Annotated in this window: 20 protein-coding genes; 9 read left to right on the plus strand and 11 right to left on the minus strand. The window is 35.3% G+C overall.

The features are described 5' to 3' along the window. Position 1: 1 nt before the first annotated feature. The 3 genes from SCA31_RS05310 (at position 2) to SCA31_RS05320 (ending at position 3,350) form a co-directional block, all read left to right on the plus strand. On the plus strand, positions 2–937 hold the full coding sequence (locus SCA31_RS05310; RefSeq protein ID WP_410695788.1) for a glycosyltransferase family 2 protein: 936 nt from the start codon (positions 2–4) through the stop codon (positions 935–937). A 291-nt stretch (positions 938–1,228) separates the two neighbouring features. Then, positions 1,229–2,179 carry a glycosyltransferase family 2 protein gene (locus SCA31_RS05315; RefSeq protein ID WP_410695789.1) on the plus strand — a complete coding sequence of 317 codons (951 nt, stop codon included), beginning with the start codon at positions 1,229–1,231 and terminating at the stop codon, positions 2,177–2,179. Positions 2,180–2,408: 229 nt separating this feature from the next. Beyond that, positions 2,409–3,350, plus strand: a complete 942-nt coding sequence (locus SCA31_RS05320) for a glycosyltransferase family 2 protein (protein WP_410695790.1) — start codon at positions 2,409–2,411, stop codon at positions 3,348–3,350. A 51-nt stretch (positions 3,351–3,401) separates the two neighbouring features. Here SCA31_RS05320 and SCA31_RS05325 read toward each other — a convergent pair whose 3' ends face one another. From SCA31_RS05325 to SCA31_RS05360, 8 genes are all read right to left on the minus strand, one after another. Next, positions 3,402–4,283 (minus strand): hypothetical protein, encoded by an 882-nt coding sequence (locus SCA31_RS05325; RefSeq protein WP_410695791.1) that lies wholly within the window; start codon positions 4,281–4,283, stop codon positions 3,402–3,404. Positions 4,284–4,320: 37 nt separating this feature from the next. Continuing rightward, positions 4,321–5,754, minus strand: coding sequence for an MBOAT family O-acyltransferase (locus SCA31_RS05330; protein WP_410695792.1), 1,434 nt, complete (start codon positions 5,752–5,754; stop codon positions 4,321–4,323). A 264-nt stretch (positions 5,755–6,018) separates the two neighbouring features. Beyond that, positions 6,019–6,969, minus strand: a complete 951-nt coding sequence (locus SCA31_RS05335; RefSeq protein ID WP_410695794.1) for a hypothetical protein — start codon at positions 6,967–6,969, stop codon at positions 6,019–6,021. Positions 6,970–7,059: 90 nt separating this feature from the next. Beyond that, entirely contained in the window at positions 7,060–8,493 is a 1,434-nt protein-coding gene (locus tag SCA31_RS05340) for an MBOAT family O-acyltransferase (protein WP_410695795.1), read from the minus strand. A 9-nt stretch (positions 8,494–8,502) separates the two neighbouring features. Continuing rightward, entirely contained in the window at positions 8,503–8,739 is a 237-nt protein-coding gene (locus tag SCA31_RS05345) for an acyl carrier protein (RefSeq protein ID WP_410695797.1), read from the minus strand. Positions 8,740–8,754: 15 nt separating this feature from the next. Then, complete coding sequence (locus SCA31_RS05350) at positions 8,755–10,482, minus strand: HAD-IIIC family phosphatase (protein WP_410695799.1); 1,728 nt, start codon at positions 10,480–10,482, stop codon at positions 8,755–8,757. Positions 10,483–10,628: 146 nt separating this feature from the next. Continuing rightward, positions 10,629–11,651 carry an acyltransferase family protein gene (locus tag SCA31_RS05355; RefSeq protein WP_410695800.1) on the minus strand — a complete coding sequence of 341 codons (1,023 nt, stop codon included), beginning with the start codon at positions 11,649–11,651 and terminating at the stop codon, positions 10,629–10,631. A gap of 137 nt (positions 11,652–11,788) precedes the next feature. Beyond that, positions 11,789–12,559, minus strand: coding sequence for an O-methyltransferase (locus SCA31_RS05360; protein ID WP_410695801.1), 771 nt, complete (start codon positions 12,557–12,559; stop codon positions 11,789–11,791). Positions 12,560–12,826: 267 nt separating this feature from the next. Between SCA31_RS05360 and SCA31_RS05365 the strand changes: the two genes are divergently transcribed. Next, positions 12,827–13,666 carry a glycosyltransferase family 2 protein gene (locus tag SCA31_RS05365; RefSeq protein WP_410695803.1) on the plus strand — a complete coding sequence of 280 codons (840 nt, stop codon included), beginning with the start codon at positions 12,827–12,829 and terminating at the stop codon, positions 13,664–13,666. Beyond that, entirely contained in the window at positions 13,666–14,826 is a 1,161-nt protein-coding gene (locus SCA31_RS05370; RefSeq protein WP_410695805.1) for a glycosyltransferase, read from the plus strand. The genes SCA31_RS05365 and SCA31_RS05370 overlap by 1 nt, the downstream gene beginning before the upstream one ends. Here SCA31_RS05370 and SCA31_RS05375 read toward each other — a convergent pair whose 3' ends face one another. The 3 genes from SCA31_RS05375 to SCA31_RS05385 are packed head-to-tail and all read right to left on the minus strand — an operon-like array spanning position 14,827 to position 16,820. Then, positions 14,827–15,585: an SDR family NAD(P)-dependent oxidoreductase gene (locus SCA31_RS05375; RefSeq protein ID WP_410695806.1), complete on the minus strand. Its 759-nt coding sequence runs from the start codon at positions 15,583–15,585 to the stop codon at positions 14,827–14,829. It abuts the gene before it with no gap. Next, positions 15,585–15,818, minus strand: coding sequence for a phosphopantetheine-binding protein (locus tag SCA31_RS05380; RefSeq protein ID WP_106916921.1), 234 nt, complete (start codon positions 15,816–15,818; stop codon positions 15,585–15,587). The genes SCA31_RS05375 and SCA31_RS05380 overlap by 1 nt, the downstream gene beginning before the upstream one ends. A 27-nt stretch (positions 15,819–15,845) precedes the next feature. Next, positions 15,846–16,820 (minus strand): 3-oxoacyl-ACP synthase III family protein, encoded by a 975-nt coding sequence (locus tag SCA31_RS05385; protein WP_410695808.1) that lies wholly within the window; start codon positions 16,818–16,820, stop codon positions 15,846–15,848. A gap of 137 nt (positions 16,821–16,957) precedes the next feature. On the opposite strand from SCA31_RS05385, the gene SCA31_RS05390 reads away from it, so the two are divergent. From SCA31_RS05390 to SCA31_RS05405, 4 genes are all read left to right on the plus strand, one after another. After that, positions 16,958–17,434, plus strand: a complete 477-nt coding sequence (locus SCA31_RS05390) for an acyltransferase (RefSeq protein ID WP_410695810.1) — start codon at positions 16,958–16,960, stop codon at positions 17,432–17,434. A gap of 144 nt (positions 17,435–17,578) precedes the next feature. Next, a complete protein-coding gene (locus SCA31_RS05395) occupies positions 17,579–18,712 on the plus strand; it encodes a glycosyltransferase (protein WP_410695812.1) in 1,134 nt (377 codons plus the stop codon). Positions 18,713–18,773: 61 nt separating this feature from the next. After that, positions 18,774–19,919: a glycosyltransferase gene (locus tag SCA31_RS05400; protein ID WP_410695814.1), complete on the plus strand. Its 1,146-nt coding sequence runs from the start codon at positions 18,774–18,776 to the stop codon at positions 19,917–19,919. Between the two features lie 10 nt (positions 19,920–19,929). Further along, on the plus strand, positions 19,930–20,484 hold the full coding sequence (locus tag SCA31_RS05405; RefSeq protein WP_410695816.1) for a serine O-acetyltransferase: 555 nt from the start codon (positions 19,930–19,932) through the stop codon (positions 20,482–20,484).

Raw genomic sequence — 20,484 nt, forward strand, 5'->3', positions numbered from 1 at the left:
AATGAAAATTTCAATAATTATTCCTGTTTATAATGCAGAAAAGTATGTATCAAAAGCTGTAGAATCTGCTTTACAACTTGATGAAGTATATGAAGTTATTCTGGTAGAAGATAAATCACCAGACCATGCTCTTCAGATTTGCCATGAGCTCGTAAAAAAACATGACCGGGTAAAACTTTTTCAACATCCTGATCAGGAAAATCATGGAGCCGGAGCCAGCAGAAACCTTGGGTTAGAAAAAGCAACTGGAGACTTTATTGCCTTTCTGGACGCAGATGATTATTTTCTGCCTAACAGGTTTACCGCTGAAAAAGAATTATTCAAAAGCCCAAAGGTAGATGGTGTATTCAATGCCATTGGTACTGAATACCTGACTGAGAAAGGAAAGGAAGAATTTCTTTCCAACATCAATGACAGCGACTTATTAACCGTAAATTATTCTGCAGAAGGAAATCAGGTCTTTAGAGGTTTATTGGGGCTTACCCCTAAAGTATTCGGTTCTTTTTTCACGCTGGATGCTCTTACCATTCGAAGATCTTCCCTCGAATCCAGTAAATTGAGATTCAATGAAGCACTCCGCCTCCATCAGGATTCTGATTTTATTATGAAACTTGCTCATCATTGCTATCTGAAATCCGGAATTATAGATCAACCGGTTGCTATGAGAGGAATGCATGATGATAACCGGATCACCAAGATTGTAAAATATTCTCCACAATACAACCGTAGACAATTCCTCTTCTGGGATTCCCTTGACAAATGGTCCAGAACTTTAACATTGGAAAAGGACGTTGCACAGCACATTTATCTTCAGAAAAAAGCATTTGAACTTTCGACGAAAAAGGGGCTCTCAAAAGCTGCAGACTTATTAGTTTCTATACTTAAGAATCCCAATATATTAAGAACAAAATATAGATTTACTTATTCCCACACTTAGAATGAAATATTTATCAATTTTATAACACACTGGCTTAAAACGTTTATTTAAGGGAGTAAATTAATAGTAAATTTTTCTCTATAGTGAGATTTTTAACATTTTTTACCTCAAAAAAAATAATTTACATAAAAAAAAAACATATTGTAATTACTTCAGTAGTGTTTGCTCGTTATTTTATTGGAAAAAAATATACTTAGTGTGTAAAACTAAAATTAAAAGCTTAAATTTCGTAATTCAAAAGGTACTAAATAAAACACAATTGTAATTCTAAATTTATTATAAAAAGGAGAAATGAAAATGAAAATCTCAGTAGTTATTCCCGTTTATAATGCAGAAAAGTATGTTTCCCATGCAGTAGACTCAGCTCTTCAGCTTGAGGAGGTATACGAGATTATTCTTATTGAAGACAAGTCACCAGATAATGCATTAGCGGTATGCCAACAGCTCGCAAAAAAACATGAAAGAGTAAAGCTTTACCAACATCCTGATAAGGAAAACCATGGGGCAAGCCCAAGTAGAAATTTAGGTATTGAAAAGTCAACAGGTGACTTTATAGCTTTTTTAGACGCCGACGACTATTTCCTATCCAATAGATTCGATGCTGAAAAAGAATTATTTAAAAATCCTAAAGTAGAAGGTGTTTACGGTGCTCTTGGGGTACAATATTATTCTGAAAAAGCAAAGCAACAATATTATCAGTTATTCGGAGACCGATTAACCACCGTCTATAAAAAATATGATCCTAAGGATGTTTTTCCTGGGCAACTGCATATGTTGGGGAGTTTTGGGCTTTTCAGTATTGATACACTAACAGTCCGCAGGGATTCTTTAATCAAGAAAATGAACCCTTTATTCAAATCGCATTTAAGGCTTCATGAAGATACGGAATTCCTGTTCCGTCTTTCTTATTACCTCGATCTCTATCCCGGAATTTTAGATAAGGCTGTTGCCATAAGAGGAGTACACGAAAACAATAGAATAACAAAGGTAGATCTTCGCATGATAGACCCATCATTTTCAAGGGCTTTACTTTGGAATGAGGTAGATCTTTGGTCACAAACCGAAAATGAAATTTCTGATGACATCAGAATCCATATCAAAAGAATGCACCGCAGCTTTGAAATTGCCAAAGCTCCCCGATTAAAAAAATGGGGAATGATTATTAAATATCTGTTCACTGATTATAGAAGTATAAGATCTGGATTGTATAACATCAATTTCAGGCATTCATTAATCTCATAAAAATTAAATACCATCCAAAATTTTGTAACTTAAAAAAAGCAAAATTTTAATAGTTTTCTGCAAAAATCGGCTGAATGGAAAATATTCAGCCGATTTTTGGGTCTTAAACTTAATTTATCAATATATCTACTTTTTTTATGTAAAAAAAATCCAAACATAAGTCCTGATAATTAACTATATTGCAGTGCTCTTACACACAAATGATCTAAAAAATTAAGTTGACAAAAAAATGAAAATCTCAGTAATCATTCCCGTTTACAACGCCGAAAGGTTCGTATCCCAAGCTGTAAAATCTGCACTTCAGTTTGATGAAGTACACGAGGTTATTCTTATAGAGGATAAGTCTCCCGACCAGGCATTGCAGGTATGTGAACAGCTTGCCAAAGAATATGACAGAGTAAAGCTTTATCAACATCCTGATAAAGGAAACCACGGTGCGGGCCCTACCAGAAATTTGGGAATAGAAAAATCTACCGGAGATTTCATTTCCTTTTTAGATGCTGATGATTATTATCTTCCCAATAGATTTGATGCTGAAAAAGAACTCTTTAAACGACCTGAAGTAGAGGGAGTTTATGGCGCACTTGGCGTGCATTATTACACTGAAAAAGCAAAACAACAATATTATCCATTATTTGGAGACAGACTAACTACCGTTTATAAAAGACACGATCCTAGGGACGTTTTTCTTGGACAAATTTACATGTTGGGAAGCTTCGGACTTTTTAGTATTGACGCGCTAACGATACGTAAGGACGCTCTGATGAAAAAAATGGACAGCTTATTTAAGGCCAGCCTAAGGCTTCATCAGGATACGGAATTCTTATTCAGGCTTTCTTATTATCTCGATCTGTATCCTGGTATTTTGGAAAAAGCCGTTGCTATAAGAGGAGTACATGAAGACAATAGAATTACACAAGTAGATTCTAAAAAGGTAAACCCGGCTACAACCCGTGTTCTTCTATGGAAAGAAGTAAACGACTGGGCAGAGAATGAGACTACTATTCCTGATCATGTAAAATTACATATCAAAAGAATGCACAGAAGTTTTCAAATTGCCAATACCTCAACTCCCAAAAAATGGGAAATGATCCTAAAATACTTTTTAACAGACTATAAGAGTATACGATCCGGAATTTATAATATCAACTTCAGGAATAATTTATTTTAGCACCTGCGCAGGTATGAATTCGCGTATTGAAATAGGTATTTAAGATATTTTTTATTGTTTCCTGCTGGCGATGATAGAGTCTGCAATCTGAGAAGTAAGTTTTTTACCGGATTCTTTATACATATGGTTTCCATCCGTATAATCATAATCTGCATAATTTTTTGAAAAGTCAAAAACCTTTACATTTTGTTTGCGGGCAATATCCTGCAATAATTTACTGAAATGGGGGTATTTTTTATTTTCAATAGCCGTGAGACTTTTAGAGGTAGGAATTCGAACAATATAAACAGATCCTTTTGTTCTCAGATAATTGATGATTTCATTAAAAGCTTTTAGACGTTCCGGCGACAGTTCTACACCACCAGCCATCTCTTTATAAAACATTGTTTTTTCATGGGTCCTTACTGCTACAGAGTCGGCATTCATGTCTATGGTTACCTCCAGCCAACCATCATTATGAAGAAAGGTATTCGATCGTCCTGCTTCAGCTCGTTCAGTGTAAATTTTAAACCAACTTCTTGTATAGTGTTTCAGCAGGTATTCATAATTAGGGGAGCAATCATAAAAGTGCATGTCATTGAGCGGAGAATGTTCTTCAGGAAAATCTTTTTCTTTCTTAACATTGTTATTCAATGATACGCTCCACGGATTGACCGTTAAAATAAAAATACCATTCTTAGTTTCGGGATCTAATTTTCTTTTTAACGCTTTAAAATACACCTGACCATAGGGAGACTGCACAATATTCAGGGAAAAATTATCAAAATCTGTAGAAAGTTTATTTTTCAAAACTCCCGACACTATTGCCTGAGAGCCACGCGAATCCCCTAAAATAATATTCTGTGGTTTTTTAACCGCAAAATGCATATAGTTATCATCTGTATTTCCATCTGCATAAGATCCGAGTATGGCCAGTACAATAAATACTGCCACAAAATAAGGGATTATTTTTATTAAAAACTTTTTCATGCTAAAACTGAAAATAAATGAATTCATTATTTCCGAAATTGGCATATCGGAGAATAACATAAATAATTACAAGATAAAAAACACGTCTTATCCATGGATGGAATCTTTTAATTTCCAGCCCATGGAATCTTTCCCTGTTGATCCATTCTATAAAGAGCATCAATACGATCAATGCCATTGCCTTGATCGGCAAAGGATTTGGTATTGAAAGAAGCTCTCTGCTAAAAATTTTACCTATATAATGACAAGCCTGAGAGACAGATTCTGCTCTGAAAAATATCCAGGCGATACAAGTGACTAAAAAGGTGATTAGAATCTGAAAACATTCCTTAACTGAAGGTACTATTTTTCCTTGGGCAGCAACCTCCATATTCTGACGGTTTTTATTCATAATCAGCAACGGCATAAAATATAAAGCATTCAGACCACCCCAGATAATAAATGTCCAATTAGCGCCATGCCAGAACCCCGAAACAAGAAAAATAATAAATGTATTTCTAATTTTCATCAGAAGACCACCTTTACTTCCTCCTAATGGAATATACAGATAATCTCTAAACCATGAAGAAAGTGAAATGTGCCATCTTCTCCAAAATTCAGCAATATCTCTTGAGAAATACGGGAAAGCAAAGTTCTTTAGTAATTCAATCCCAAACAATCTTGAAACCCCCAATGCTATATCAGAATATCCTGAAAAATCACCATAAATTTGAAAAGCAAATAAGACGGCTCCTATTGCAAGATTCCCGGGACTTTCTGTTTGGTAATTGGCAAAGATCACATTCACCAGAGGAGCACAGGTATCCGCAATAACCATTTTCTTGAAAAATCCCCACAGAATCTGGCGCATCCCGTCTACAGCCTGCTCATAATTGAAGATTCTTTTTCTTTGTATTTGGGGCAAGAGATGGGTAGCCCTTTCTATGGGACCCGCTACAAGGAGAGGAAAATAGCTTACGAAAACCGCATAATCTGTAAAGTTTCGTTCTGCCTTTATTCTTTTCTTGTAAACGTCAATCACATAGGACAGCCCATGGAATGTATAAAAAGAAATACCTACCGGAAGAATAATGCTGAGAAGCCATACATTTACCTTGAATCCAAATCCGCCCAAAAGTTCTGCAAAACCATCCACAAAGAAATTATAATATTTGAAAAAGCCTAAAAAACCAAGATTGATTACAATACTTAAGGTAAGCCAAAATTTAGCTTCCCGGTTATTACGGCTATTCTCAATTTTAATCCCCGATAAATAATCCAATCCTATGGAAAACATTAGCAAAAAGAGAAACCGCCAGTCCCAACAGGCATAAAAATAAAAACTAGCCAACAATAACAATCTGTTCTGATGCTGGAATTTTTTATTGAAAACAAACCAATAGAGACAAAATACTATTGGTAAAAAAATGAGAAACCCTATTGAATTGAATAACATATTGTGTCTTTAGAATTTATTAATAGTCCTATACCGCCTTATGATTCTAAAGTTTCAATCTCAATTCAATTCTTTTTGAAAGACAGAAAGTCGTTGAGTTTTTTTCAATGCAAAAAATATTTGTCTTCCAGGGAACATTTGTTATTTCAATCATTATGGGTGTTTTTTAAGTTTTACAAAAATATAGTTTTCTTTAAAGCTTCAAAGTAATCTACTTTTGTGACTCAATTTACGGTTCTTCAGCCAAAAAGGCAACAAAGAAATTCAAAAATAGTATGAGTGTGATAAAATATCCTTTGCCAAAGCTGTTGAAAATAAAGCTTCAGAAGTTTTATCTAAATGAACCTCATCCAGCCACTTATACTGATTCTGTAAGTTGTTGTAGTTAATATAAGATACTTTTGTTTTTGAAGCCACGTTATTCATACGGTTGTCAAAGTCCGGAAATGCAAGATTTTCTATGGAATAAGGTTCCTTATTGATTGGCATTCTTATCACAATGACTTTGCCATGCTTTTTCAAAAAATTAATTGTTTTTTCAAGGTAAGCAATTCTATTATCAGAAACTTTTAATCCATTCATTCTCTCTTGAAGCTTAGCCATGTTTTTTCTATTGAACATTGCTTGCTTTTCAGGAGAAACCTTTTTGATAATCTTTATCTCATACTTTCCGTTATCTAGGATTGTTGATTCACCGATTGGATCAACAGTCGGCTTTATTTTTTTATTGAGTTCGTTCGTAAGGGATGGCTCATAGCTTTCAAATAAATATTCAATATTTGGGTTTATGGCAACCATAGAAGTTTTTGCAACAGATTTATCTTTCTCAATATAAAACTCCGGGCTGTCCGGTTTGTCTTTATCTACCATTAAAACCGCAGGTTCTACTGTAACCACAAAAACGCCGTCTTTTGTATCCGGTTTTATCTTTTTTTCAATAGATTCCAGAAACTTAGGTCCGTATGGGGAATGTGCCCAGGTAAAGGAATAATTATACAATGCTGCATTGGGAAATTTCTGATGTATAATAGGGTCCATAATAGCAGGATCTACCACCGCAGCTCTTGAGCTTCCCAGAATAAGGGAATTTTGTTGGGGTGATGTGAACCTTTTATAATAATCGTCTGTTTTTTTCTCCAAAAAATAAATACCATATACAATGACCAGCAATGGAAGTACAGAAAAAACAGCCAATCTTAAAATTGATTTTTTCATAAATTAAATTATACTTGAGTTCAAAACACTCATTATACATTTCTGCTTACCGGCAAGCTTGGCAACATCCAGTTTTTCAGATACAATACCTTAAAACATGGCATACATAAACCCTTTCGGAGCAATATAAAACAGAAAAACTAAAAATACCAGAACATAATAAAATCCCCATCTCAGCACAACACTTCTTCCTACAAAAATCTCTTTAATGGCATATTCCTTATCCCTATATGACCATTCCAGCAGAAGCATACACAAAGTAAGAATAATAATTCCTTTTTGGATCGGAAAATTAGGCAGCTGGAAAAACGACAGTGAAAATATTCCCTGATAGTATTTTATAGCCATTTCCATATCTCTTGCAAAGAAAAGAATCATCAACAGGGAGAAAAGAACAAAAGTTACAGGAATATTCTTAATTTCCTCCTTTGTTGGAATGAAATTATTTGATGTTTTAATTTTTTTATTCATTTTTCCATTCAAGATCAATGGAATAAACATGATTCCACTTACCAATCCGTGAACAATGTAATGCCACTCTGCACCATGCCAAAACCCTACTACCAAGAAGTTGATAATGATGGCCATAATCAGCCCATACTTTCCATAATCCCTGAAGTTAATGGATAATGGGGTAAAGACATATTCTGTAAGCCATGAAGTAAGGGAAATATGCCATCTTCTCCAGTAATCAGCGACATTCTGTGCAAACAGCGGATAGTTGAAGTTGGGTTGAATTTTAATTCCCAGTAGCTTCGAAATTCCAACCGCCATATCCGTGTATCCTGAAAAATCCGAATATAACTGGATAAAATACAGTACAGCTCCTATAAACAAAGCACTCCCATTTAAGGTTGGATAAGACTCAAATAGTTTAGTGGTAATTACTGCAATATTATCTGCAATCACGAGTTTTTTGAAAAGTCCCCATAACATCTGCTTCAAGCCATCTGAAAATTGAGGTGCCGAAAATTCTCTTTTGATTTTCAGATTTTTCAGGAAAGGAGTTGCTCTGTCAATCGGTCCCGCAATGATACATGGGAAAAAGGCAACAAATATCGAATAATCCAATAGAGACGGAATCTCTTTCAGTTTATTGTTTCTGATATCCAGTAAGTAGCTAATCATTCTAAATGAATAGAAACTGATCCCTATTGGGAAGATGATTTTCAATAAACCCAGTTGGTCTTTAAACCCAAAAAGCTGCAGGAAATCATTAAAGTTTTCAATGAAAAAATTAAAATACTTAAAGTACAAAAGCTGAATCAGAACAATAAAAATCCCTGACCTGAGCCAAATCACCTTAGTTTTCTCACGAGAAGACTTGATCTTGTTTCCTATAAAATAGGTAATGGCTGTCGAAACAATAAGTAATGACAGGAATTCCCAACTCCAGCTGCTATAGAAAATATAGCTTCCTGCGAGCAGAATTATATTTTGAATCTTGGTGGTCTTTCCAAAAAGATAATAAACAAAATATAACGCAACAAAGAAGAGTATAAAACTGTATGAATTAAGAAGCATACAAAAGTTTTATTTAGAAGTTATGGAATCTATCATTTCTCCAACATCATTCCAACTTCTGATTTCCGATGATGTAAAACGTATTCCGAAAGCCTTTTCTACTGCTACAATTAACTGGATATGGGAAAGAGAATCCCATTCTTCAATATCTTCTGCTGTAGTTTCAGGAGTCAGTACAATCTCTTCATTATCCAGTTCATCACGAAAAATACCTGTAAGTTTAGCTAAAGTTTCATCCTTGTTCATAATGCTTAATGAGTTTTATAGTTTATTATTAATATATACCTGCTTGGTTTGATAGTCATTCACATTCAACACCCATTTTTCATCCTGCTTTGTGAATCCCAGTCTTTCATAATGATCCTTTACCATTTGGTTTTTGGAAGTGGGGATAAATTCTCCCTCTATATATTTGTATCCGTTTTTCTGAGCGGTAGCTACAATGGTATTCAGGGTAAAATCCTCCATTCCTCTTTTCAGAACACGGCAGCTCATTAGCCATGTATTGATAAAAAGAGTTTCCTGAGTTTTCTTTTCAAGCACAATAACGCAGATCAGTCCATTATCTCCATATTTATCCTCCAAAGTAAAGGAAATGGTATGATGATCTTCAGATTTCATCAGATCTTCAACATCTTGTTCTGTATATCGTACCGTTCTCAGATTAAACTGATTGGAGCGCTGTGTCAACTGGGAAACCCTTGGTTTTGAAAAGCTATTGAATGCCTGAACATCAGAAACCATATTCATACTTTTCAGAAAGTCTTCAACATTGGTAAAACTTTGTATATCCACAGCTCTCTGTGCTTCAACCTGATATTGCTTTGTTCTTTCGGAATCATTTTCAGAAAAACTTGCTGTTTCAAAAAGGTTTAAGCTGTACAGGTATTCCAGATATTCTGCTGGGTCCTCGGGGAGCTCCGGAACACAAACTTCCGGAAGATTCTCTCTTACAATATTTCTTTCAAATGGATTGTCATCCAGAAACACCATAGAATCATACCCTATATTCAAAATACTCTGTATTTTCCTGATATTATCTGCCTTATTTTCCCAATTGGCAACAAAAACCGCTATATCATCCAATTTAAGGATCATATCCGGATGTTTTTCAAAGGGCTCCTTGGCTTTATCCTCATCATTTTTACTGCAAACAGCAAGGATCACCCCTCTTTTCTGCAGAGCTTTTACCCAATATTGAAATTCTGTAAATGCCTTTCCAATTCCAAAGCTTCCGATTTGAATTTTTTCAAGGCCATCGTCTCCTATGATTCCGCCCCAGGTTGTATTATCCAGATCCAGAATCAGGCATTTCTTAAACTTCCCCTCCAGAGAGGAAATAATCCCTGTAATATGATGAGCAACCACAGGTAATGCATCCAGTGACAATACCATTTCTGTATTCACATAGATATTAGGAGAAAACATAAAATCTCTTCCCCATTTATTTTGAATGGAAACCAGATCTGCTATAAAAAAGTTATTATTCTTGACTGCAATTTCTGCCGAAAGAAGATAGTTAAGTTTATTCTGCTGGAAAACAAATGAAGACTCAACCTTATTGGAAAAGTTCCCAAACACCTGATTGTTGATGGATGGAAAATTACAGTAAATCACCCGGCTTTTTGTTCTGCCCTGAATGGTTTTATAAAGTTCTTCTACATAAGCGATCTTATTGTCAGCAAAAACTGTCTGGGAATCATACGATTTATAATACTGACCCAAAAGTTTATGAGAAGACTCAAATATGATGGTATAATCTGCATTAAACTCGTAATATTCTGAGGTAGGATCCAGTATCTGACGGGAAATCTGCCCAAAATCTGCTTCGAATATCTCCAAGTCAAGACTTTCATTGAGGGCCGTTCCTTTTAAGGCAATATTCAGAAACTGGGTAGCGGTATCGCCTAATAGGGCCACCTTTACTTTTTTAAGTTCCTGAGTGTTTTTGCGAAGTTCTTTTTTAAGCTCCGAAAATGTCTTGTACATAGCTATTTTTTATTGAATTAAAATATAGGTGTACGATTATTATTCTCTTTATAGGTAGGGTATATCGAATATTCACTCGACACGTAGGTGTGGAAAACTCTTTTCATTTTTAAAATTGTGTTGCTTTCCTGCAAAAGTAAAGATTTTTATCTGATATTCAGCTTTTTCAAGTAATCTCTCAATGGTTTTTCTATAAATTGATAAAACAAAATGGAAGTCATAATAAGAACAATCATATAAATTCCAAATATGGTGTTGATATCAAGATGATATTCTTGTAATATTTCTCTTAATATATACAAAATGGGAATATGAGTAATATACACAGCATAGCTTGCCTCTCCCAAATATTCCAAAGGTTTCAATGAAAACAGCTTCGTTAATGTTCCGTTATTTCTGGATATTAAAATAATAAGCGGAATAAAAAGAATCGCCATCAATCCATTGTGATAAAAAAGAGGAACAAAAATTAAGGATATTAAAATAGCTGCAAAAATGATAATCACCGGAATATCAAAGTTCTTCTGTCCAGAGTTTTTCACAAAATATAATCCCGCAAGATTTCCTACTAAAAACTCATTAATATGCATCAAAGGGAAATAATACAGCAGCTCATGACTTTCTGTATGAGGTCCTTTATAATAGGATGAAGCAGCATAAAGATTGCAGAAAACCTGAGTAATAACCCAGATAATGATGGTTACCACCCAGATACTCTTATTTCCCTTGGAATAAAAATAATTGTACAGCAAAGGAAATATCAGATAGAACAAAAACTCTACAGAAATAGACCATCCCGGAAAATTCAGGATCATGGCCTCACCAGGAATCCAGCTCTGAAAACCCAACAGATATAAAAACCCTTTATAAATACTGAAGTTGTAATATCTTGTAATCAAGTAAAGCAGAAGCCCTACTACATATAGCGGATAAATCCTTGCAAACCTGTTTTTATAATAATCAAAGTATCCGATCCTATCTTTTTTGTGATAGGCTACAATCATAATAAAACCTGAAAGAATGAAGAAATAACTTACTCCAACATTCGCTCTCAGAAAGATATTTGAAATATAATCAATGTTATATAAAAACAGATCTTTGTTGAAATGGGAAATGACAATTGCCATCGCAGCAAGAAACCTGGTAAATGTAATCTGGCTTATCTTCATATAAACTGCTAAACAGTCGTGTTATAAGTTTTTATTTAAACATTTTTTCATCCAGAAATTTTCAACAATAAAGAGAATTTATCACTGTTTCCCATTAAACGAATTATAAAAGAGGATCGGTTGTCCTGTTTTAAAAGCTATTTAATAAAAATACCAATATATTTCCCTTCGTATTCTACAACTGTGGTTTCTATCTTATTTTTTTCACAGAAATCCTGATAGGCAGAGTTATCTCCGATATCATCACTGATGAAAACACCTCCTTTTCTCAGATGGCTGTAAAGCTCATCATAAGCCCACATTCTTCCGTTATAACTCTTATCAGAATCATAGTGAAGAACATCAAACGTAGCGTTTTCTGAAAATATCTTCGGTAGTGATTCCCTGTCTGCAAAACGGAATAGCTTCCAGCCCGTCTTAAGAATTTCAGGAACTACATATCCTACATATTGATCACCATCCTGTGCAAGGTAAGGCATATCTGAACTGTATAACGTTCCATTTCTTTTTACCAGTGATAAAAGTGTAGCCAATGAAGACCATCCATAGGCAACCCCTGTTTCCACTACATGTTTAGCATTTGTAAACTCACAGGCATAATAAATCAGCTCCAAAGCACCCGGGCCGCCCATTTTTACGGGACAATCCTTTTCCTTTTGTGCTGCTGTTGCTAAGATTTCCTGATAATTGCTACGGAAAGCCTCTATCTCATATCCAAAAAGCTTTGAAACGGCTTCTTTCTGTGATACCGCTCTTCCGGCTGCCCAAGAATTGGTTTTTTCTTTTCCTTTGAATGCATTGCCTCTGTTAACCGTATTTTTAATAATTTTTCTACCCAGTTCCGGATAAAGGTCGGGCCTTTTCAGATACCCGATAAATGTTTTGAGAACTCTTGTTATTTCACTCACTGTGTTGCCTTTAATAGAGCAAAAATAAAGATTTTTTTTTTCATTTAATATAAAAACAGATTATATTTGTGTAACTCAAGTGAAAAAAAACAGGGCCATAACCTCATTATGAAAAGCGCCATTTTACCATCAAGATCCCATTTTCAATGAACAATTTTCTTTCAACATACTTTCTGAGACATCCATCAGTAATCATTGATAGGTTAACGGATAAAAATATTGAACTTTGTAATAAGGAATTAACCTTCAACCCTCTTTTAGATTAATATGAAGTTTTCTGTACTTATAGCCCACTACAACAATGCATCACTGTTCAAGGAGTGCTATCATTCTCTGCTTCAGCAGACCTACCAGAACTGGGAAGCCGTTATTGTAGATGATGCCTCTTCAGAAACCGAAAGAGATCGGGTGAAAGCTATCATTGCGGGAGACGAAAGATTCAGGTTTTTTGAAAACGAAAAAAACAGTGGTGTTGGGGTTACTAAAAGCAGGCTTATAGAACTGGCTGCAGGGGAAGTTTGTGGTTTTGTAGATCCTGATGACGCCATTCTTCCGACAGCCATCGAAAAAGCGATGCAAATTTTTGAACGCAAAAAAAATGTGGTACTCACCTATTCCCGCTTTATGGGTTGTGATAAGGATCTTAAACCGATTGCTCCCTACAAATCGGCAATGCAGGTAAGAAACAATGATCCCTACTTCTTCAATTACCCTATTCAGATTGGTCATTTTACTACATTCAGAAAGGATGTTTATGAACAAACAGAAAAAATGAACCCGGAATTAAGAATCGCTGAAGATCAGGATTTATATCTAAAGATGTACGAAAAAGGTGATGTTTACTTCATTGATGACACCAATTATCTGTACAGGGCACATTCCGGAGGAATTTCTCAGAATGACAATAAGGGAAAGTCCTATGATTATTTTGCTCAGGTGGTTTTCGCGACAATGAAAAGAAGAAACCTCACAAGCATCAATGGGAAAAAAATTCCGGAAAGATATACCAATCATCAGGAGATTTTCTCTCTTTTGGAATATCAGCACGGTATTGGATACAGGATAAAGAAAAAAATAATTATTGTGTTACAAAAACTTTTCAGATAATGTCAGAAAATAAGAAAATACAGGTTCTTTTCAGGCACCGATCGATGGAAATGGGTGGTGTAGAAAAGGTTATATTGAGTATGCTCAACAATCTTAATCCTGAAAAGTTTGACATTACCGTTTGCCTGAACCTGAATCAGGGGGAGCTACGGAATGAATTTCCAAAACATATCAAAAAGGTATATTTAACTGAAGGGAAAGAAAGTTTCTCACAAAATCCTCTTATTCATAAACTTCAGCTTCTCCGCCGAAGAATGAAACTTTCGCAAGCCTTAAAAGACCATAGGGTATCTGATCGTATTCTGGGAAATAAAAAATTTGATATTGAGATTGCTCCTACCTATGCTGCTTTCTCATCTGTGGTCAATTCCAGCAATAGAGCTTCAAAAAAAATTGGATGGTTTCACTCTGAAATTAATGTTCCGGGTATGCAGCCACTGGTTCCGGATATTCTTAAAAACTTTCCTCAATTTGATCACATGATTTATTGTTCTCAAAAAATTAAGGATATTATGCACCAGTCGTATCCAGATTTGTCGTATCCCGCAGAAAGTGTCGTAATTAATGCTATCCCTATTGAAGAAATTAAAAAGAAAGCCGAAGAAAAGATAGACGATTTCCCTCAGGGACCTGTTTTTGTTTCTGTAGGACGTCTTCATACCAGAAAAGGTTATCATAAGCTCATTGATGCCCATAAAAGGTTAATTGACGAGGGATTTCATCACAGCATTGTTGTTGTAGGCAATGGAGAGGAGATGAAAAACCTGACAGAGCAGATTCGCATCAATAATGTTCAGGACACCTTTATTTTATGTGGCAACAGGATGAATCCTTATCCCTACATTAAAAAGGCGGATTATTTTATTCTTTCCTCGGAATCAGAAGCATGGCCGCTTGTAGTTGCTGAAGCTTTGATTCTTAAAACTCCTATTATTGCCACTGATACCGGCGATGTAGGTGTCATGGTAAAAGATAGAGAAACGGGATACCTCATCAATTATGACACCCATGAAATGTATGAAGCCATGAAAGTTTTTTTAACGGATCAAGAGCTTATTACCAAGATCAGAAAAAACCTTGAAACGATAGAAGACCAGTTTGATAATCAGAAAATTTTCAATACTGTTGAAAAGATTATTGAGGGGCTTTATAAAAAATAATTACTGCGCCGAATATCCTCCGTCTACGACCAAATTTGAACCTGTAATCCATCTTGCCGCATCAGAAAGTAAGAAAATACAGGCATTTGCCACGTCTTCGGGTGTTCCGATTCCCAGAGGATGTTTTTTAAGAATTTCCTCAGCAGCAGCTTCACCAATATTTTCAAACATTTTTTCCAGAATAGGGGTATTTACCATGGCAGGACTGATACTATTGACACGGACATTGCTTCTCGAAAGCTCCATAGCCATAGAACGTGCCCCAGAAATAACGGCTCCTTTACTGGAGGAGTAAGCTGCTTTTCCGATTTCACCCACCATGCCCGCTACAGAGGAAATAAAGACAAAACTAGAAGTTTCGGTTTTATATTTTTTAAGGGATAAAATCTTGGCGATTTCAAAACCGGCAATTACATTAATGGCAAAGATATCATGATATAGCTGTGGGGTATGTTTTTTTAGCGGAAGCGTTTTTTCTACTCCTGCACAGTGGATAAAGCCTGAGATCTTTCCCAATTCTGATACTTTTTCAGCAATCAGTTCCTCAAGGTTTTCACATTCTGCAATATCTGTAATAATAGTTTGAGTTTTGGTCTCCGGAGCCAGCATGGATATTGTTTTCTGAAGCTCTTCTTCATTCCTTGCAATCAGGATAAGGTTTGCACCACTCTTGCTGCATTCTACAGAACAGCTTCTTCCGATTCCGGAAGAAGCCCCTGTAATAAGAATATTTTTATTTTTTAATGAAAACTGATTCATTAATCTTCAAAGTTTTCTTTACCAATAATATTGACAAGATCCGCTACAGTCTGAACGTCTTTAAAATGCTTTGTATCAATCTTTTTACTGAAATTCTCATCTACAAAAGCAATAACAGAAAGTAAACTGATGGAATCATAGCTTTCCAGCTCCTTAAGGTTTGTGTCTAATGTAAGAGTTTGATCTTCTTCTAATTCTTCTTGTAACTTTTCTAAAAAAACGGATGTCTTCATATATTTTTTATTTTATGATGTTTATAATTAAATTTCCAATATGGTTGCGCCCCAGGAATATCCCACGCCAAAACCAGCTACCAGAACTTTATCGCCCGGTTTTAACATTCCCTTATCCATCATATTTTTCAATGCAATGGGAATGGTTGCAGAAACGGTATTCCCTGTTTTTTCCATATCAATATAGAACTTTTCTGCGGGTATCTTTGTTTTCTTTCTTAGATAATTCAGCATGAAAGAATTAGCCTGATGAAAAACAAAATGGTCTATATCATCCATTGTCAGTCCGTTAACCTCCATTGTTTCTTTTACCAGACCGGGAATATTTTCAATTGTAAAATTAAAAATCTCAGGTCCGTTCATATACAAGTTTTGTGGTTCGAATTCATTTTCAGGATTTAGTTCAAAATCTATTCTGAAAGCTCCTTTTTTTACAATAAGGTTTTCGGCACCGCTTCCGTCTGTTCCCAGACAGAACTTATAATCCGTCCCATTTTCGGCTTTTTCTATAATAGCTGAGGCAGATGCATCCCCGAATATACTTCGGTTTCCTTTATCTTTTGGATTGATATGTTTAGTATAGGTTTCTGAAGTGATCAGCAAAATACTTTTGGCAATTCCTCCTGCAATCAAACCTTTGGCAAATGCCAGTCCATAGACAAATCCTGAGCATCCCAAATTAAAATCCATGGCTCCTATATTTTTTCTAAGCCCAAGCTTATCCTGCAAAATACACGCCGTAGTGGGAAGAAAATAGTCCGGGCTTTGGGTACAGAAGAGAATAAAGTCTACTTTTTCTCTGTCATAACTCTCAAAAATTTTTTCTGATGATTTTACGGCAAGATCTAATACCGTTTCATTTTCTGCTGAGATGTGGCGTTGTGAGATGCCTACTTTTTCCTGGATCCTTTCGGAACTCCATTCGGGGAACTCTTTTTCCAAATCCTCGTTGGTAAGAACCAGCTCCGGCAAATAATATTCTATTTTGGAAACTTTTATCATATAAATTCTTTTTCTTTGCAAAAGTAAAAAACAAATTTACAATAATGATATTCATATACCGAATAGTACTTAAAATACATTCCGTCTATCATACCTTTTTAAACAAAGCCAGTTTAGAGGCAGCAAAATATCATGGTATGAAAGTAGGGAAAAATTTCAATATGCCGGACAAAATCTATTTTGGAACGGAGCCTTATCTTATTGAAATTGGTGATAACGTTAATATTGCTGCAGGTGTAAGATTTGTTAACCATGGCGGAACCACTACTCTGCTGAGAAAGCTTCCCGGGTATGAAGATGCGAGGATTCTTGGAAGAATTAAAATTGGCAATAACTGTACCATCGGAATCAATTGTGTTATTACTCAGGATGTACAGATTGGAAACAACTGTATACTGGGAGCGAATTCAGTTTTATCACAATCTATGCCGGATAATACTGTATTTATTGGCAATCCAGCCCAGTTCCTTTGTACGATTGAGGATTATGGAGATATTGTTTTAAAAAACAATCCGGAATATCCAAGAGAATTAGAAAAAGACCGCAAAAAACTGGATGAATACATTAAAGCCCATCTTCCACACAAATACAAAAAAGCAAGAAGGATAAAATAAATATGTAGAGCTTTAGTTCTGAAAAAACAATGTGCTTATTTTTTTAAATTCCTTTTGCTTAATAATAAATTCATACTATTTCAGAACAGAAACTTTATTTTTTATACTTTTGTGTGAGACCTAATGATGAATTAAAAACCACAAATGAATAAAAAAATTTTATTTGTATACTATCAGAATATTAAAATCGGTGGTGTAGCAAAAGTTCTGACTAACATTACCTCTAATTTAGCAGACCGGGGATATACCATTGAAATCCTTTTTCTCATGGCTCCCCATGATGATTTTTATATCGTCAATCCTAAGATCAAAAAACATTATATAGATTCATTTGCAGACAAATATTCTCAGTTTGCGATACATATCAGAGAGAAATACAGTTCTGCTCCTAAAATACATACAGCCTACTCCTATCTTTATGACTGGGGCTCCTACAGGGTATCCCGGGACTGGATCAAGGAAAACCACCATAATTACACGACCATTGTTACCTGCTGGTATAAACTGGCCACCATGCTCTCATTTGATAAAGAAGTGAGTAAGAAAACCATTGCCTGGGAACATTCTTCATTCCGGGTAGGTGGAATCATCTATGATAAAATGCTAAGAAAGAATTATCGGAAGTTAAAATCTATTGTTAGCATCAATAAACCTTCTGTGGAATATTATGAAAAGCTGAACACTACTTTTTTCATCCCCAATCTTTCGGATGGGATTTATGAGGATCTTACATTTACTCCTAATCATGAAAAGGAGAATATCATCAGCTTTGCCGGCAGACTGGATAAAACCAAAAATGCAATAGAACTGGTTAGGATTTTCAAAAACACTCCAAAACCGTCTGACTGGAAGCTACAGATCATTGGTGAGGGATCAGAAAGAGATAACATCGCAGCCTACATTAGAGATAATAAACTGGAAAACAGCGTTTTCTTATTAGGACCTAAAGCACCTGAAGAGGTGGCCGCATTATTAAAAAAATCAAAGATATTTGTCTTTACTTCATTAAGTGAGGCGTTTGGATTGGTTCTTGTGGAAGCTATGTTCTGTAGTAATGCCATTATTTCTTATGACTGCGAATTTGGTCCGTCCGATATTATTAATGAGAAAAATGGTTTTTTAATACCTTTACATGATAGAAAAATGTTTGCTGAAAAACTTGAACTTTTAATTCATGATGAAGAACAGCTGGCTAACTTGATGAGATCCTCTTTTGAAGAATCAAAAAAATGGAGAAAAGAGGCTATATTAGAGAAATGGGACAAGCTCCTTCAATAAACTACATTATCTATTGTAAACACCAGTAAATATTTTTCACTAAATATAAAGATGCTCCTGAATGAAGAAAAAAATTCTTATACGTATTGGTTCCCTGCGCCATGGAGGTGCAGAAAAGGTTTTAATCAATTTCCTTAAAAACCTTCCTGAAGACAAATATGAAGTTGATCTGTTAATTAATCTTTATACAGGAATGTATATTAAAGAAGTTCCGTCATGGGTTAATTTACATTACCTCCTGAAAGGAGAAATGATTACCACCAACAGACCTCATGAGATCCCTGTAAAGGCATTCAGGGTACTTTACCAGAAAATGTTTCTTGTGTTTCCATCTCTTCTCTACAAGTTTGTTTTGAAGAACAAAAAATACGATGTAGAAATAGCTGCCATCCATGGAATGTACAGAGAGCTATTATCCAGCCCGCAAAAAGATTCTAAGAAGATTATCTGGATTCAGAATGATATTTTCAACCTTAAGGAATATACTCCGGATGTGATCCAGCAACTCTTCAAGTTTGACAGAATACTTGTTATTTCCAATAAGCTAAAGGAAGAAATGCAAAAGCTGGCTCATAGTGAAAAAGAAAAACAAGCCGTTATTAAGATCTTTAACCCTATAGATAAAGAAGATACTTTACAAAAGGCTGACATAGAGATCAATGACTTTCCTTTTTCTAAAGATCTGCCCACCTTTGTTACTATTGGAACGGTATATCCGCAAAAAGGCTACGACAGACTTCTTGACGTTCATAAAAAATTAATGGATGAAGGTTTGAAACATCAGATCATCATTATTGGTGATGGGTATGATTTTGAAAATATTCAGGAAAAACTTAATCAATTGGAACTTCAGGAAACTGTAAAAATGTTGGGATTCCGAAGCAACCCCTACCCTTACCTTAAAAAATCAGACTTTTATGTTATGTCTTCCCGACACGAGGGATTTCCTACCATTATTGCTGAAGCCCTTATTCTGAATAAACCGGTAGTTTCTACGGACGTTTCAGGGATCAGAGATTTGTTACAGGATGGGAAACTAGGGCTTATTACACCAAATTCAGAGGACGGAATCTATGAGGGGATGAAAAAAATACTTACCGATAATGATCTTTCAAAACAGTATGAAAGAGAAATTACCAATACGGACCTCCCGTTTGTATTGGAGAAATCGGTAGCACACCTTCAGGAAATTATAGATAAAGTATAAAATATTTGCCATGCCTGATTACACGATAATACAGAAAGATTTTTACCGGGAAAAAGGCCAATGGCTTTCTACTGTCGGGATTTGGAAAAAATGTATCAATCCCAATCTTCATTATATTTATATTTTCAGAAAAGCACAGAAATATCCGAAGAAATCTTTTTCCGGTATATTCTGGAGAGTGATTTTAAGGCATTATCAAATAAAATACGGTTTTCAAATCTATCCTGAAACTGAAATTGGGGAAGGGCTGTACCTTGGGCATTGGGGTGCACTTGTCATCAATCCGAAAACTAAAATCGGAAAAAACTGCAATATTGCTCAGGGAGTTACCATAGGCCAGCAAAACCGAGGAAAAAATGAGGGCTATCCTATCATTGGTGATGAAGTATGGATAGGTCCCAACGCTGTTATCGTTGGAAATGTAAAGATTGGCAGCAATGTACTTATTGCTCCCAATGCCTATGTTAATTTTGATGTTCCTAATGATTCTATGGTGATGGGAAATCCCGGAAAGATTTACCCAACCACAGACGCAACAAACGGCTACATCAACAATAAAATATAA

This window comes from Chryseobacterium sp. SIMBA_028, assembly GCF_046535285.1.
GTDB lineage: Bacteria > Bacteroidota > Bacteroidia > Flavobacteriales > Weeksellaceae > Chryseobacterium.

Excerpts from the sequence above, each read along its gene's own strand:
- SCA31_RS05310 (WP_410695788.1), top strand. The coding sequence starts at position 2 with ATGAAAATTTCAATAATTATTCCTGTTTATAATGCAGAAAAGTATGTA.
- SCA31_RS05315 (WP_410695789.1), top strand. The coding sequence starts at position 1,229 with ATGAAAATGAAAATCTCAGTAGTTATTCCCGTTTATAATGCAGAAAAG.
- SCA31_RS05320 (WP_410695790.1), top strand. The coding sequence starts at position 2,409 with ATGAAAATCTCAGTAATCATTCCCGTTTACAACGCCGAAAGGTTCGTA.
- SCA31_RS05330 (WP_410695792.1), bottom strand. The coding sequence starts at position 5,754 with ATGTTATTCAATTCAATAGGGTTTCTCATTTTTTTACCAATAGTATTT.
- SCA31_RS05335 (WP_410695794.1), bottom strand. The coding sequence starts at position 6,969 with ATGAAAAAATCAATTTTAAGATTGGCTGTTTTTTCTGTACTTCCATTG.
- SCA31_RS05340 (WP_410695795.1), bottom strand. The coding sequence starts at position 8,493 with ATGCTTCTTAATTCATACAGTTTTATACTCTTCTTTGTTGCGTTATAT.
- SCA31_RS05345 (WP_410695797.1), bottom strand. The coding sequence starts at position 8,739 with ATGAACAAGGATGAAACTTTAGCTAAACTTACAGGTATTTTTCGTGAT.
- SCA31_RS05350 (WP_410695799.1), bottom strand. The coding sequence starts at position 10,482 with ATGTACAAGACATTTTCGGAGCTTAAAAAAGAACTTCGCAAAAACACT.
- SCA31_RS05355 (WP_410695800.1), bottom strand. The coding sequence starts at position 11,651 with ATGAAGATAAGCCAGATTACATTTACCAGGTTTCTTGCTGCGATGGCA.
- SCA31_RS05365 (WP_410695803.1), top strand. The coding sequence starts at position 12,827 with ATGAAGTTTTCTGTACTTATAGCCCACTACAACAATGCATCACTGTTC.
- SCA31_RS05370 (WP_410695805.1), top strand. The coding sequence starts at position 13,666 with ATGTCAGAAAATAAGAAAATACAGGTTCTTTTCAGGCACCGATCGATG.
- SCA31_RS05375 (WP_410695806.1), bottom strand. The coding sequence starts at position 15,585 with ATGAATCAGTTTTCATTAAAAAATAAAAATATTCTTATTACAGGGGCT.
- SCA31_RS05380 (WP_106916921.1), bottom strand. The coding sequence starts at position 15,818 with ATGAAGACATCCGTTTTTTTAGAAAAGTTACAAGAAGAATTAGAAGAA.
- SCA31_RS05385 (WP_410695808.1), bottom strand. The coding sequence starts at position 16,820 with ATGATAAAAGTTTCCAAAATAGAATATTATTTGCCGGAGCTGGTTCTT.
- SCA31_RS05390 (WP_410695810.1), top strand. The coding sequence starts at position 16,958 with ATGAAAGTAGGGAAAAATTTCAATATGCCGGACAAAATCTATTTTGGA.
- SCA31_RS05395 (WP_410695812.1), top strand. The coding sequence starts at position 17,579 with ATGAATAAAAAAATTTTATTTGTATACTATCAGAATATTAAAATCGGT.
- SCA31_RS05400 (WP_410695814.1), top strand. The coding sequence starts at position 18,774 with ATGAAGAAAAAAATTCTTATACGTATTGGTTCCCTGCGCCATGGAGGT.
- SCA31_RS05405 (WP_410695816.1), top strand. The coding sequence starts at position 19,930 with ATGCCTGATTACACGATAATACAGAAAGATTTTTACCGGGAAAAAGGC.